This window comes from Pseudomonas sp. NBRC 111127, assembly GCF_001320345.1.
In the GTDB taxonomy this organism is placed as follows: domain Bacteria; phylum Pseudomonadota; class Gammaproteobacteria; order Pseudomonadales; family Pseudomonadaceae; genus Aquipseudomonas; species Aquipseudomonas juntendi.
Genome location: NZ_BCBD01000150.1, coordinates 1 through 13,219 on the forward strand (window position 1 = coordinate 1; position 13,219 = coordinate 13,219).

At 55.7% G+C, this 13,219-nt stretch carries 12 protein-coding genes and 1 pseudogene; 8 read left to right on the forward strand and 5 right to left on the reverse strand.

Annotated features, from left to right (window positions below):
- The 5 genes and pseudogenes from APH30_RS21725 to APH30_RS21745 form a co-directional block, all read right to left on the reverse strand.
- Positions 1 to 1,328 (reverse strand): annotated as a pseudogene (locus APH30_RS21725) (hypothetical protein); the annotation flags it as partial.
- A 9-nt stretch (positions 1,329 to 1,337) separates the two neighbouring features.
- Positions 1,338 to 2,621, reverse strand: coding sequence for a DNA primase (gene dnaG / locus APH30_RS21730; protein WP_054913737.1), 1,284 nt, complete (start codon positions 2,619 to 2,621; stop codon positions 1,338 to 1,340).
- A 9-nt stretch (positions 2,622 to 2,630) separates the two neighbouring features.
- On the reverse strand, positions 2,631 to 3,611 hold the full coding sequence (locus APH30_RS21735) for a DsbC family protein (protein ID WP_054913738.1): 981 nt from the start codon (positions 3,609 to 3,611) through the stop codon (positions 2,631 to 2,633).
- Positions 3,608 to 4,741 carry a hypothetical protein gene (locus tag APH30_RS21740; RefSeq protein WP_054913739.1) on the reverse strand — a complete coding sequence of 378 codons (1,134 nt, stop codon included), beginning with the start codon at positions 4,739 to 4,741 and terminating at the stop codon, positions 3,608 to 3,610. The genes APH30_RS21735 and APH30_RS21740 overlap by 4 nt, the downstream gene beginning before the upstream one ends.
- A gap of 8 nt (positions 4,742 to 4,749) precedes the next feature.
- Positions 4,750 to 5,166 carry a lytic transglycosylase domain-containing protein gene (locus APH30_RS21745; RefSeq protein ID WP_054913740.1) on the reverse strand — a complete coding sequence of 139 codons (417 nt, stop codon included), beginning with the start codon at positions 5,164 to 5,166 and terminating at the stop codon, positions 4,750 to 4,752.
- Positions 5,167 to 5,304: 138 nt separating this feature from the next.
- Between APH30_RS21745 and APH30_RS21750 the strand changes: the two genes are divergently transcribed.
- The 8 genes from APH30_RS21750 to APH30_RS21785 all read left to right on the forward strand — a co-directional run.
- Complete coding sequence (locus APH30_RS21750) at positions 5,305 to 7,833, forward strand: type IA DNA topoisomerase (protein ID WP_054913741.1); 2,529 nt, start codon at positions 5,305 to 5,307, stop codon at positions 7,831 to 7,833.
- Complete coding sequence (locus APH30_RS21755; protein WP_054913742.1) at positions 7,834 to 8,244, forward strand: hypothetical protein; 411 nt, start codon at positions 7,834 to 7,836, stop codon at positions 8,242 to 8,244.
- Complete coding sequence (locus tag APH30_RS21760) at positions 8,241 to 8,609, forward strand: hypothetical protein (protein WP_054913743.1); 369 nt, start codon at positions 8,241 to 8,243, stop codon at positions 8,607 to 8,609. The genes APH30_RS21755 and APH30_RS21760 overlap by 4 nt, the downstream gene beginning before the upstream one ends.
- 8 nt (positions 8,610 to 8,617) lie before the next feature.
- The gene (locus APH30_RS21765) at positions 8,618 to 9,001 is read left to right on the forward strand and encodes a hypothetical protein (RefSeq protein WP_054913744.1); all 384 of its coding nucleotides are present in this window, start codon (positions 8,618 to 8,620) and stop codon (positions 8,999 to 9,001) included.
- Positions 8,994 to 9,437: a hypothetical protein gene (locus APH30_RS29335; protein WP_218186816.1), complete on the forward strand. Its 444-nt coding sequence runs from the start codon at positions 8,994 to 8,996 to the stop codon at positions 9,435 to 9,437. The genes APH30_RS21765 and APH30_RS29335 overlap by 8 nt, the downstream gene beginning before the upstream one ends.
- A 74-nt stretch (positions 9,438 to 9,511) precedes the next feature.
- Positions 9,512 to 10,963: a zeta toxin family protein gene (locus tag APH30_RS21775; protein WP_254176693.1), complete on the forward strand. Its 1,452-nt coding sequence runs from the start codon at positions 9,512 to 9,514 to the stop codon at positions 10,961 to 10,963.
- Between the two features lie 236 nt (positions 10,964 to 11,199).
- Positions 11,200 to 11,505 carry a hypothetical protein gene (locus APH30_RS21780; protein ID WP_054913746.1) on the forward strand — a complete coding sequence of 102 codons (306 nt, stop codon included), beginning with the start codon at positions 11,200 to 11,202 and terminating at the stop codon, positions 11,503 to 11,505.
- Positions 11,506 to 11,603: 98 nt separating this feature from the next.
- On the forward strand, positions 11,604 to 13,219 hold a 1,616-nt coding region (locus tag APH30_RS21785), incomplete at its 3' end, for an Eco57I restriction-modification methylase domain-containing protein (RefSeq protein WP_156326596.1).

Genomic DNA, 13,219 nt, shown 5'->3' on the forward strand with positions numbered 1-13,219 from the left:
AGTTTGTAGCCGAGGTTTTGAGCCATCATCAAGCGGATGGACGAGATGTAGAGTTTCCCCAGCGATGCCGCTTCGGAGGCTGATTTCTCCAAGCTCGGAATCATCACCACGAGCAGCCTATCGTTGAGCAATACATCCATCATGTCGATTTCAGGATACTTGTCGCTGAACACATGCGAATAGGTATCCATCATCATGGAGAAGATGCGAGAGAATTGGCCAGTCAAATAGCCATGCTGGTTGAATACTTCGGCATCCCATTTGGAGGGATCGTCCACAAGATCGGGGTTGAAGCCCGGCAGGCCTGTCTCAAAGTAAGCTTTAATCGGAAGATAGGCAGTCTCGGGAATCAATCCCTGTTGACCCTCTTTGTAAAGTTCGACCAGATTCTTGAGCGCGAGATAATGGCGGAAAGTGGCGACAGAAATTTCAATCTCGCCCCTGGCTCGTTTGTAGCAAAGCGTCCTGATCACTGCGTCGACCATGTTGATCGCTTTTTCCTGCCACTTTGCTCCATCGCCACTCGCCGCTGGCAGCAGCGACGCCAGGAGCTGCAGCAAAAAGTCGGCCGCACCATCACCGAACGGATTCAGCGAGTTCGACTGAGCCCTAAAATCTGAGGTCCACTCTTTACCGTTCTCGCGGGCCACCATGCTGTCGAAGGGGTCCATACCCCCCGTCAAATAGTTGAGAATTAGGAAATCGTCTTCACGGCCAAGGCGCCTGGCGAGCGACCATAGGCAAAACGCAAGGTTAGAGTCTGCTTTGCCGTCGGCGTAGCAAGCACCCGACCCCCAGCAAAGAGCGTTGAAGAACAACGCCATGAGAGTTTCACTTTTGCCACTGCCGGTGGTTCCTGGAATCCACATATGCGTACGGCAGTCAGAATTATTGAGCCAAAGTTCTCGACCTTCGTCCTCGCTTCGAGCAATGCCCTCTGCGTTTGGCGTACGCAAGTAACCCAGGTACATAATGCCACCTGCAGCCAGGAGCTTGCGAAACGTTCTAGAGCTCTTGAATAAGCCCCATAATGTTTTTTGCTCGACCAGTTCCTCGTAATAATCAGTTCGATCTTTGCCGCCGATGTCTTTAGGCATCCGCAATGGCATTCGAAATCGCTGATCGTTGAATGACATTACCATCATGCACATGACGAGTATCCACACTGGCCATGCGGCCGGTTGATACACCATCAGCCCAATAAGTGCGAGCATCGCAAGCTTGAAGTTGTTGGGCCGGTGAAGCGAGACCATGAATCGGGTCCAGCCTGACCGGGTGTCCCTGGACAAACGTCCCGCTTGGATCTCGTGTTGAGAATCGATAGCCATTATGGTCTCCTACGCGCTCAAGGAAATGCCAATAGCGCGCTCAAATTGCAAGCTAAGCGCTTTCTTGAAAAGTGCAGCACCGTGGATCCGGGCAATTACGGCTCGACCTCGTTCCGCTGCTTTAACTTGGGATTCCGGAATACTGTTATCTAGGCGATGACATACGAAATCAGTGAGGAACTGGCTGAGGGGCTGTGCCTGGGTCAGCATGTCCTTCCAATAGTCGACACCATGTTCACGAATAATACTGTCCGGATCAGTGCCTTCTGGTAGGAACAAGAATTGCGCATTTGTTCCGTCACGCATTTCTTCTAAAACAACTGCAGATGATCTCAATGCTGCATTACGCCCCGCTTTATCGCCATCGAAGGCGAAGGTCACCGTATCTGCATTCTGAAAAAGCCGGCGCATTTGGGTATTGGTTAGAGCCGTCCCCATGGGAGCCACGGCGCGCGGATCGCCTGCCTGGTGGAGGCTGATAACATCAAAAAAACCTTCAACCACTACTGCATGCTTGCTGGCTCGAATAAATTGCCGAGCAATGTGGAAGGCATATAGCTCCTCACCCTTACGAAACAGCTTTGTCTCAGGAGAGTTAATATATTTCGGCGTTCTGTCTGGTTTCTCGACCACGGACCGCCCTGCAAACCCAATAAGCGCGCTTGCCTGGTTGTAAATAGGGATCATGATCCGGCTACGGAATCTGTCGAATAGCCGGCCATCCTCAGCCTCACAGACAAGGCCGCAGTCAATAAGGGTTTGTCGTTCGTGCCGTTTAAGCAGAAGATCCGCAATTCCCGTACCGACGGTTCCCAGCCCATATTTTTCGATTGTCTCGGGCGTCAGAGCGCGTTGCTGGGTCAGATAACCAAACGATTTCACATTCCTCTGAATCCCCCCCATGTAGAGCGCCAGGGCGTCTTTGAGGGCACGATACATGGCTGCCATTTCAGCATTCCGGGCTTGGTCATCCGGAGTAGCCTGGCTCGTCTCGGGAAGTTGGATTCCCGAAAACTCGGCAACCGCTGCAACGGCATCAGGGAAGGGGAGGTGGTGGTGATCCATCATCCACGTGATCGCGTCACCCTTAGCTGAACATCCGTAGCAGCGGTAGAAATTCCGCTCTGGGGAAACACTAAACGACGGCGTCTTTTCCTTGTGGAACGGACAGCAGGCACTGAAATTCTTACCGGATTTCTTCAGTGTGATGTCACGCGAGATCAACCCAACCAAATCCGCGTCTTTACGGACTCGATCGAGAAACTCGTCACTGTATCTAACGTACTTCCCCATGAGCGATTCCTACTGAGCCTGGGTCTGTTCCAGCCACTGGGCAATAGCTGCCGCCTGGTTGGGTAGAGTAAGCGGCGTCTGAGCGCCCTGTTGGTTGATCACAGTTGGGGTACCCAAGAACTGCAGTTTCCGGAAGACCTGGTCGTTTGCCCTCACATGGGTAAGGCCCTCTTCGCATACTGGCCCTTCAACCGGACGCCCCTTTGCAATGGCCTTCCACATTGATGCGCGCTGCTCGACCGGGGCGCAAAGCATCTGCGCGATTGGCTTGGCTGAGCCTTCGCCACCGATCACCGATACTGGGAAGATTTCAACGGTATGATCCGCGGCGAGTTGTTCGAGCTCAGGCTCGAATTTCTGGCAGTGGGGGCATGACGGATCGGAGAAGATGTAGACAGTCCCTTTTGCCCCTTCGGAGAGCTTCACCGAGTACTTGCCCGTGGCTACCCCGGCTTTGATCGCCTCCCTGACGACTTTCGGGTCTGCCGGCTTGGGCAGCCCTGGGATGTTGGCGAGGTCAGGAGCGGGCTGTTGCAATGGCTGTGTGCGCTGGGGTGTGAAAACCGGCGCAGGGGGTTGAGTGCCGATGCCAGGATCGTACTGGGCCTCGGTTGGAGCCTGCAGGCCAGTCAGCTTGGCCGCAAACATATTCAGCCCGAGAGCAAAGATCACTGCGAAAGCTGGGATGATTCCCCATTTCACAATGCCCTTGGCCCGGGAGGACCAGCGCCGGCGCAGCCCATGCGAGACGATCGCTGCCTGGAGCGCCTCAAAGGCGTCTGAGGCCAGTTGTTCGGTGCCAAAGGACTCGAGAACGACCTGCTCCAGTTTCCCACCGAAAGCACTCGTCACGAGGAGCTGCTTACCCTCTCGCTTCAGCGACAGGCCGCGCTCCAGCGGCAACAACGAGACGCTCCGTTCTTCACCCGTCGAGCCGAAATGAATGTGGAGAGTGTTATCGTATTGACGGATCTTGTCTCGGTTTTTCATTGGCTATCTCCTGTGTTCGGGTCGACGAGACCAAGCTTGGCCAAGTACTTTTCAACCCCGTCGATTGCATCTTCGATAAATGGCTCGGTTAGCCTATAACCTGTGTCATCGGCAAAACTTTCCCAGTGGGTTTGCGTATAGACTGCTCCAGCTTCCATAAGCGGAGCTTTACGCTTTCCTAAATTGAGGGCGTAGAACAAAGGACGATCCATACCTTTCAGCCAACGAAACTGTGACGAAGGCAGTTTTCCCAAGTTACTCGCTTGTTCGTGCATGGCATACAGCATCGTTCTGGGATAGGGGTGTTTATTCAGCCAGGCTTGAGCCTCTGGGTGCGCGGCGTATTTCTTGAAGGCATCTTCGGCCAAGCTCAAGTCGGGATAGCCTTTTTTCCCTTCATGAGTGTTGTGGTGACAAGAACGATTGAGAGCATCCAGCAACTCCTGGGCTTTCTTCATATCGCGTCCATCCGATAACAGCCGGGCACCAAAGACGGCGAACAGTGCCCGCTCAGTAACGCTCAGCTCATTCAGGCTTTTGATCGGACTGCCCAAGTCCTTCACCAACAGCTCCCGACAACGCTCGCGATCAAGCCTACGGTTGACAATGAGGCCATGTTGCAAAGCCCACTCTTCTGGGTGGATCGCACTTCTGTGCTCAGGAGGGTCATCATTCAAAAGCAGTGTATGCGGATCACCGTAATACAATGACGGAATGATTGCCGGCGAATGGTTAGACATGACCCATGGGAGTGTTTCTACAGTGATAACCCGGCGGGTTTTGTTGGCTGAATGGCGATGCGCCGCGCGGAATCCACGCAGTGCCAACAAGATAGGGGCGAAAATGAAAAAGTAGCCGGAAATATTGAGTAGGCGTAGCAAGTCGGCGAATTTTACTTGCGAGGGGTTCATCGCAAGTTGGGCCGCTTCGTATCGCCATTGGCGAATCTGATCTGGCATAAATGACCAGTCGAACACGCCCAATTGGTACCAAGCCCATTTCAAACCCCAATAGCTAATGGTGCCATGCCAACGGTGCCAACACATCCAGCCGAATACCACAGGAACTGCGATCATGAGCAGCCACACTGCCCACATGCCGTCCGATTCGACTTGGTTATTGCGCGCCATAGTGCCTCCTAGAATCGCAATGAGTTGTTATATACGCGCTGTATATAGGGGTATTTGAATTTGGGAGTTCTTGAGTGGTAATGGCCTACGCCATCCCAGAAGCTCCCGCCGGCTTGGTTGATCTCATACCGAAGGATGTAAGCGCCGGCCCTAGCCGCCCAGCAGAAATCACTTGTGATGAGCTCAGGGGCTACGCCGAACTCGCTTTGCAGACGGTTTGCCCAAGCCGTGTTGATTTGAAAAGGTCCGTGATCGACCGTCCCGTTCTTATTAAGGCTCTTCAATGGTTCGCCGCTGCCGCTTTCGGTCAGCCATACAGCGATTAGGCCGCGCAATGGCAGGCTGTAATCCCGGGCGGCCTGCACCATGCAGGCAGGCACCAGGTCTTGGGCGACATCAGGCGGTGGTGCAGGAATTGGAACCATTAGGCAATCCTTCCGTAATGACCCGTGATGGTTTATGCTTTTCCGTATGGTAGCTATTCTACGGAATCAAGGCAAGGCAAACCACACCGGTCGCTGGGTAGCTCCAAGCGGCTCCAGGCTCAAGGGTAAGGAGGGTTGATGGAAAAAATTCTTTGGATAGCTGAGAAAGAATCCCAGCTGTCCCAGGGTGTATTCCCTGTGCTCAATGGACACACTTCTGACCGTGGGGCAGGCTGGACAAAACACGGTAATGACTGGTGCGTCTGGCTGGATGGGCATGCCTTTCAGCAGGCGACGCCTGATGACTATCTGCCTGACGATCTGCCTAAAACAGGCAAGGGTCGGAAAATTTGGCGGATGGAGGACCTGCCGATTATCCCATCAGAACAAAACTGGAAAATTCTGCCTGATCCTCGCAAACGGCCCCGGCTCAGCAAGCTAAAGGAGCTTTTGGCCTGGTGTGACGTTGTGTACCACCTCGGCGATCCCGACAGCGAGGGACAAAGCCTGGTGGATGAGGCGCTTGAGTACTTCCGCTGCCGCAAGCCTGTTAAACGGGTTTTGATCAACGACTACAACCCCAGCAAGGTCCGCGAGGCACTCGCTAACATGCGTGACAACTCGGATCCGCTGTTCAGGGGATGGCGGTTGTGGGGGCTTGCTCGGAGCCGTTACGACTGGCTCTTGGGCATGAACGGTACGCGGGCGATGACCCTTCGGGGGCGCGACATGGGTCACCAAGGGCTGTTGCCCGTTGGTAGCGTGCAGAGCCCTTTGCTCTACGTAGTCCGTGAGCGCGACCGCGCGATCGAGTCTTTCAAACCTGTCCCTTATCAAGACATCACCGCCGTATTCACGACCAGCGCCGGGATTGAGATTCGCGGCCGCTGGTTGCCACAAGAAGACCAGACTGGCCTGGATGAATCCGGTCGGCTGGTAGACGAGGAAGTTGCGAAACAGCTTGTTGCTCGCCTGCAGGAAGGCGTGCCCGGGGAAGCCTCGATCATCGAGCACTCGATCACTGACAAGAAGAAAAAACCTCCACTTCCCTTGTCCATGAATGAACTGCAAATGGAAGGTTTCAGCCGCTTCGGCTACACCGGTGACGAGGTGATGGAGGCTGCTCAAAAGCTCTACGACACCTACAAGGTCATGACATATCCTCGCACCGATGTGCGCTTCCTTTCTGAAGCTCATCATGCCGAAGCCCCCGGCGTGATCGCTGGCATCATGCAGCTGCGGCCAGATCTGCTGGCTATTGCTCGTGAGCTGGACCCTGAGCGCAAATCAGCAGCCTTTAATGATGCGAAAATGCGTACCCCCACGGGCGAGCCTACCCCGCACCACGGGATCATCCCGTCAACCCCGGAAAATCCAGTCAATTCAGCTGATTGGTCCGAGGCTGAGCGGAACGTGTATGACATGGTGGTCCGAGCTTATCTTGCCCAGTTCGCTGCCGATTACCGGTATCGCTCGATGCTGTTGCGCATTGGCGTTCAAATTGGCGAGGTCTTCGGTGCAACGGGTGTCTGCCCAACCGATCAAGGTTGGAAGGCTGTGTACAAAGAGCCTCCGCCGCTGGACGGTGCGCCTGCCGAGGAAGAAGGGCCAGAGGGTGAACTTCCTGACGTGAAGTCGGGTGATTTGCTGCAGTGGCTGGAAGTGAATGCGACAGGCAAGGTAACCACCGCGCCCCCGCGTTTCGACGACAATATGCTGCTCGATGCGATGAAGAACTTGCATCGGTACGTAGACGATGCGGAGTTGAAAAAGCGGCTCAAAGAAGGGGAGGGGATCGGTACTACAGCCACCCGTGCAGGCATCATCGCCGACATGAAGCGGCGCAGCTTGTTCGTGCCGGCGGGAGGAAAGGGCAAAAAGCTCATGACCAGCCCCGAAGCCAGGAGCCTGATTGACGCGCTACCCATGCGCGTTAAGGATCCCGCGCAAGCCGGTGCTTTCAAACGTTCGCTGGATCAAGTCGCAGACGGGGCCATGAGTCTGAGCGACTTCATGCGCTACGCAGAGGAGTTCGTTCGGGACGTTGTTGCAACTGCCAAGGCCGCCTCTATTACACCTCTCCCGCCCACAGCCGGCGAAGGCGTTCCCTGCCCTAACTGTAAGAGTGCTTTGCAGAACCGGGGCAAGCGAACCGTGTGTTCCAGCTGCGAGTTCGTGCTTTGGCACGAGGTTTCGGGTAAATCACTTACTCCAGGCCAGATCGAGCTGTTGTTGGTGAAAGGTGAAACACCAGTCATCAAAGGGTTCGTGAGCCGTCAAAAGCAGTCGAAGTTTTCCGCGAAGCTGAAGCTGGACACCGCCACAGGTAAAACGACATTCGTATTCGACTCGGCACCGAGCAATGCAGACCGTTCAGCGCCTGCAGTACCGGCGATGTCATCCGGCAAGCTTGAATGCCCGCGCTGCTCAGGTGAGATTGCAGCGGTACCTGGACACTTCCAATGCTCAGCTTGCCAGTTCAAGGTCGGTGCAGTCATCGCCAGTCGGCCGCTGAGTGCCGCGGAAGCGCAAGCGCTGTTCTCGAGCGGAATGACGGAGAAACTCTCGGGCTTTCTCAACCGTGACAAGCGTCCGTTCACCGCTCACCTGAAGCTCAACCGGGATAGCTGGAAAGTGGAATTCGACTTCGGCAAGAAGGCAAGCTGAATGAACACTGAATTCTTGACCGAACACGACAGGCAGCTGTTGGCCCACAAACAGGAATTCCAGGATCTGGTGCTCAAGCATATGCGTGCCCTAAGTGCGCTCGAGTGGATGAGGTTCAGAACCATTGCACGGGACAGATCCGCCTGGGGTGATGCAGCTGCGCGCAACCTCTACAAGCATGGCGATGTGTTGCAAGCATCCTTCAACTTGCCAACGCTGCGCCTGGGCGACCTGCCTAAGTCCTTCTCTGCCGGTGCCACAGTCATAGGCGAGGTCGAGGGTCAGCCCGTGCTCTATTTCGAGGGCACCGGCTATTACGCATGGGCTTTGGCTCCTGAATCTCCAGTTCTAGAAGCGTCAATCACATACCCTGCCTACCCGCCCGGGTGGGCAGAAGGAGAACGTTCATGATCCGTCGCACACTATCGATCCTGCTGCTGATCCTACTGGCCGGTTGCGACCAGGAATCAGGCGCACCGAGGGAACCTGGTGAACATAGGGAAGTGATCCAGGGGATGCACACCCAATTCATCAAAGTCACCGAGGGGAACAACCAATGGTTTGAAATGGCCATTTCGGTTGACGAAAGCAATACGTTCCGCATGCCAGTGTTCTTCGCTGAAGATGGCAAACTGGTTCGTGTCGATGACAAGCAAGCTCGCAAGGTGTTCGATCGGTGGCTTAAAGAACGGGCCAAGGGGATCGCAGCATTCAGCTCAGTTGACGAGCAGGTAGGCTTCAAAGGGCCTTTTCTGGCGCTCGACGTCAAACGGTAGGGATAATCATGTTTAACGCGACCGAAATGAAGGTGGTCCCGGCCTACTTTGCCAAGAGTGATGCTGGCGATCCGGTGCCTTTCATCGTTTCCCTGATGCTGGTGGACGCAGACCACAAACCTGCTTTGCCGCCGGCAGTGGAAGCCTCGATCAACCGCACGGTGGAAATTACAGGTGCCGAGGGTGTGGCATTTGCAAATGTCTATGACACCGATGATCTACGGGCTGTAGCGACCCGCAGCATCAATCGAGCGCGTGGTCTCAAAGACTTGGCCATTGTGCTGTTCAGGTGCCAAAGCGCACCAACTGCAGAACAGCTGATGACGGTGCTGAATGGCTCATACGAGCTGGCCTTGGTCAAAGCCAGCGCCGCGAGGGTCAGCGATGAATAACCGGATCGTGCGATTCCTAGTCGGGGCGCTGAGTCTAATAGTGGGCCTGGCCATGGCGGTCAACTATCACTTCAACGAACTTCGACCCTTGAATGAAGGGTTTCAGTCAGCATTATTTATGATGCTTGGCCTCGCCTTGATCTACAAAGCCTCGAAACCAGCTAAGAAGGACAATGCCATGCCGGCACAGTGGACGGACCAACAGCTTGCGGCCTTTGAGGCAGCGATGGAAACCATAGGCAACATGATCGCCCTCAAAGCCCGTGATATCCACGCCGAGCGCAGCAAGGGCGCTCCGAATCAGGCTTTGATTGATCAGCTTCGGGCCGAGCAAGCTGAGCTCGTGGTTGAGCGGTCTCGACTCCGCATTGACGACTCAGTGGCGGTAGCGCACGCGATCGAGCGCTACGGGCCGATCGTCAAAGCATCGGTTTGAGGGGTAACCTCATGCCATCTCACGAACAGGTCGGACTAACCGTTGCTCAGGCCCAGTCGATAGTGGATCGATTCATGGCTGAATATCGTGGTCACATAGGCGTGACTGCTATCATCAAGGCCACGCAGGAGGAAATTTATGGACCCGACGCCGCAAGAGAAAAAATCGGATATCGAATCGACGCAGCCTACCACCCAGCAAGAGCCCTCTTTACCCTTGCCGCTTCCAATATGGGTGATGAAGGGGCCGTCAAGCGAGCGCTGCGCCACGAGCTCCTCGGGCATTATGGGCTCAACACCTTCAATCCCGAAGAAAAGCGAGAGTTCCTGGATCGCGTTCTTGAAACGCGCGGTGAACCATCACTAGCCCATATATGGGCGTACGTCGACGAGCACTATGCCAAGCTCCCGGACATTCATCGTGCGGAAGAGGTCTTCGCATTTGTCGCCGAGGAGGAGCGTTCGTTCCTCGGTAAAGCGTGGGACCGTACCCGCAGTTCCCTACAAGGCATGTTAAAGGCCGTAGGGCTAACAGACGGTCGGCTTACTATCAGCGAGCTGCGCATCGAAGCTCAGGCAATCGCTGCAGGTATCAAGGAAGGACACCGACAGCAAATGACGTTTCCCAAGGACGACCAGTCGCAATTTCGGCTGTCCCCCGTTGAGCATGATGCCATTTTCGACGACATCGCCATGCTGGCACTCTCCACTACCAAGCCTGTCAATCAACCAACGGCCGTGCTCCTTGGGGGCCAACCTGGTGCAGGTAAGGCCGGGCTCAGCAGTAGAGCGCTGGATGAGTTTGGCGGCAACACCATCAAGGTTGATGCCGATGAGCTGCGCAAGCACCATCCGCAGTACCTGCAGCTTATGCGCGAGAACGATCGTATGGCCGCGGATCGCACTCATCCAGATGCCGGCGCCTGGTCGGTAAAGCTGACCAATTTGGCGATAAAGAATCGCCGAAACTTGCTTATCGATGGCACCATGCGTGACCCCGACAGCCTCGCAAGACTTTGCTCACGCCTTCACTCTGCAGGGTATCGCGTCGAAGCCCGGGTATTGGCCGTGGACCCTCTGGTCAGTCGCATGAGCATTCATATGCGCTACGAGCTTCAGCGCGAGTCCAACGGCTTCGGCCGCTGGTCAAATCGAGACAAGCATGACCAGGCCTACGCAGGTCTGCCGGTAACCGTAGAACGGTTAGAAGCAGACAACCTGGTCGACACGCTGCAGGTATTCAGCCGAAACGGCACGGAACTGTATGCGCGTCGTCTCTCCGAAGGAGACTGCGCACCTGCAGGTGGCCGACAGCGCATCACCCAGGAGCGCGAGCGAGTTTGGACTCCCGAGGAGATCCGGGGCTTCAGTTACAATCTGGAAATGATCGAAGGGAAAATGTTGGTGCGTCGAGCGGCCCCCAGCGAGCATGCCGAGCTGGATGGCATCCGATCGGAATACCGTCACAAGTACCCGACCGACCTTAGCCAGGGTGATTTCTTGAGGCGACCTAAGCCGGGCTACTGATAGTACCCTTTAAAAAACAGCGAGTTAGAGACTCGCATTGTCGCGCTTTCAGTAGTTTGTATAATGACTATTATACAAACTGAGATAGGAGGCGACGGCAATGCCTAGAAAACGGCGGCAGACCCCAGAAAATCAGGGGCAGATGACGTTCGATTTCGCTTTTCAAGAGACGGTAGATACGATCGAGGACCTACAAGCTGGCCTCGATTCCGACGAAGACCAAGGAGACCGCCATTATGATCACCAATCAAACACAGCCCCTGGAAATCTCAGCGCGAGTCCTGAGCCAGCAGACACTCGCATCGATCCGCCAGTCGCCGTCGTTCAGCCTCCAAGGCTGGAAGATTCTCGACCGCTGGGCTCTGAACAATCCAGAACGCCTCAAGTCTCTGGAGCTGCAGGGCGAGCTGCAATTGCTCAGCCGGCTTCTGGATCAGCAAGCCTTGGAACTGACAGCCATCAACAGCCTGCCGGTGGAGAGCAAGCAGGGGCTGACAGAGCACGAGATCCTGGCAATGCTGGAGATCGAAACGGACCTGTAACACCTACTGACTACGCGATCAGCAGCGCGGACGGACTAGGTTCCGGCGGAGCGAAGTCGAAATTCCGCGATAATATCGCTGCCCTACAGCTGCTGCAGGTGCTGCACAAGGAAGGCCGCGGCCCTACTCCCGATGAACAAGCCACACTGGTCAGGTATGTGGGCTGGGGTGGGCTGCCGCAGGCTTTCGATCATCGAAATGATGCTTGGCGAACCGAGTACCAGGAACTGTCCACCTTGCTGGGCCAAGATGAATACGAGAGGGCCAGGCGCTCCACTCAGGACGCGCACTACACTTCAAGCACCGTCATCGCTGGCATTTACGAGGGACTGGAGCGCCTTGGTTTCGAAGGCGGCAAGGTATTGGAGCCAGCTGCCGGCACCGGCAATTTCATCGGCCTGATGCCGGCCCAAATGCGGCGCAACAGCCGCATCACTGCCATCGAGCTTGACCCGCTCACTGCGCAAATCGGCGCCCATCTCTATCCGTCGTCTACCTTCATCAATCGTGGGCTGCAGGATGTGGCTATCCCAAGCGCATACTTCGATGCCTGCGTTGCGAATCCCCCCTTCGGATCGCAATCGCTATATGACCCGCATCACCGCGAATTGGCAGGCTTCTCGATTCACAACTACTTCTTGGCCAAATCGCTCAACACGCTCAAACCCGGTGGTGTGATGGGAGCGGTGGTGAGTCGGTACTTCCTCGATGCCGCCAACAGCAAGGCGCGGGAACATATCGCGGATACGGCTCACTTCCTGGGGGCGATTCGCCTACCCAACACAGCGTTCAAAGAAAATGCGCTAACGGAAGTGACAACTGACATTGTGTTCTTCCAGAAGGCGATGCCAGGTGATAGGCCTGAGCGGCGCTGGGTGGATGTCGGTGAAATACGAGATCGCGAAACCGGTGAGCCGATCACGATCAACCAGTATTTCATCGACAATCCTGCGCAAATGGCCGGCCGCATGGCCCTTACTGGGAAGATGCGCCGCGACGCCGCTGATTTACTGGCCGAGCCAGGCCAGGACCTGGCAGCGGCGATCACCGCCAGGCTTCAAGTATTGCCTGCAGGTGCTATGCGCAACCTCGAAGTTGACGCAACTGGCGAAGGCGAACCAGGTCAGGAAGGGAAGCCCGAGGTCGACCTCCCCGCGAATACCAAGGTGGGCTCCTACTTTGTTACCGCCGACGACCAGCTGGCTCGCCGCTTGCCTGATCAGCTCGCAACCCACGACTACCAGTTCATAACCCCTAAAACAGAGCGAGCTGGCCAGCGAATTCGTGGAATGATCGAGGTGCGGGACGCGCTGCGCGCTTTGATGAATGCTGAGCAATCCGTTGATCCTCAGGATCTGGACAACTTGCGAGGCCGTTTGAATGGCCTCTACGACAAGTACGTTCGCCGCCATGGTCATCTGAGTAGCCAGGCCAACCGCCTGGCGATGGGGGAAGATCCTGAATATCCCCTGCTGAACGCATTGGAAAGCAACTACGATCGCGGCGTTTCGGCAGACATGGCGCGAAAGCATGGTGTACCGGCGCGCAATCCCTCTGCGGATAAAGCCGCCATTTTCTCGCGCCGAGTGATGAGCCCACGGGAAGAAATACGCCACGTTGAATCGGCTAAGGATGCACTGGTTGTCAGCATGAACCAGGTAGGGCGTGTCGACCTCGAGCGCATGATCAGGCTGTGCGGTCTCAGTGAGGCTGA

Coding starts and splice junctions, on each gene's coding strand:
- dnaG (WP_054913737.1), bottom strand. CDS start 2,621: ATGGGGAAGTACGTTAGATACAGTGACGAGTTTCTCGATCGAGTCCGT.
- APH30_RS21735 (WP_054913738.1), bottom strand. CDS start 3,611: ATGAAAAACCGAGACAAGATCCGTCAATACGATAACACTCTCCACATT.
- APH30_RS21740 (WP_054913739.1), bottom strand. CDS start 4,741: ATGGCGCGCAATAACCAAGTCGAATCGGACGGCATGTGGGCAGTGTGG.
- APH30_RS21745 (WP_054913740.1), bottom strand. CDS start 5,166: ATGGTTCCAATTCCTGCACCACCGCCTGATGTCGCCCAAGACCTGGTG.
- APH30_RS21750 (WP_054913741.1), top strand. CDS start 5,305: ATGGAAAAAATTCTTTGGATAGCTGAGAAAGAATCCCAGCTGTCCCAG.
- APH30_RS21755 (WP_054913742.1), top strand. CDS start 7,834: ATGAACACTGAATTCTTGACCGAACACGACAGGCAGCTGTTGGCCCAC.
- APH30_RS21760 (WP_054913743.1), top strand. CDS start 8,241: ATGATCCGTCGCACACTATCGATCCTGCTGCTGATCCTACTGGCCGGT.
- APH30_RS21765 (WP_054913744.1), top strand. CDS start 8,618: ATGTTTAACGCGACCGAAATGAAGGTGGTCCCGGCCTACTTTGCCAAG.
- APH30_RS29335 (WP_218186816.1), top strand. CDS start 8,994: ATGAATAACCGGATCGTGCGATTCCTAGTCGGGGCGCTGAGTCTAATA.
- APH30_RS21775 (WP_254176693.1), top strand. CDS start 9,512: ATGGCTGAATATCGTGGTCACATAGGCGTGACTGCTATCATCAAGGCC.
- APH30_RS21780 (WP_054913746.1), top strand. CDS start 11,200: ATGATCACCAATCAAACACAGCCCCTGGAAATCTCAGCGCGAGTCCTG.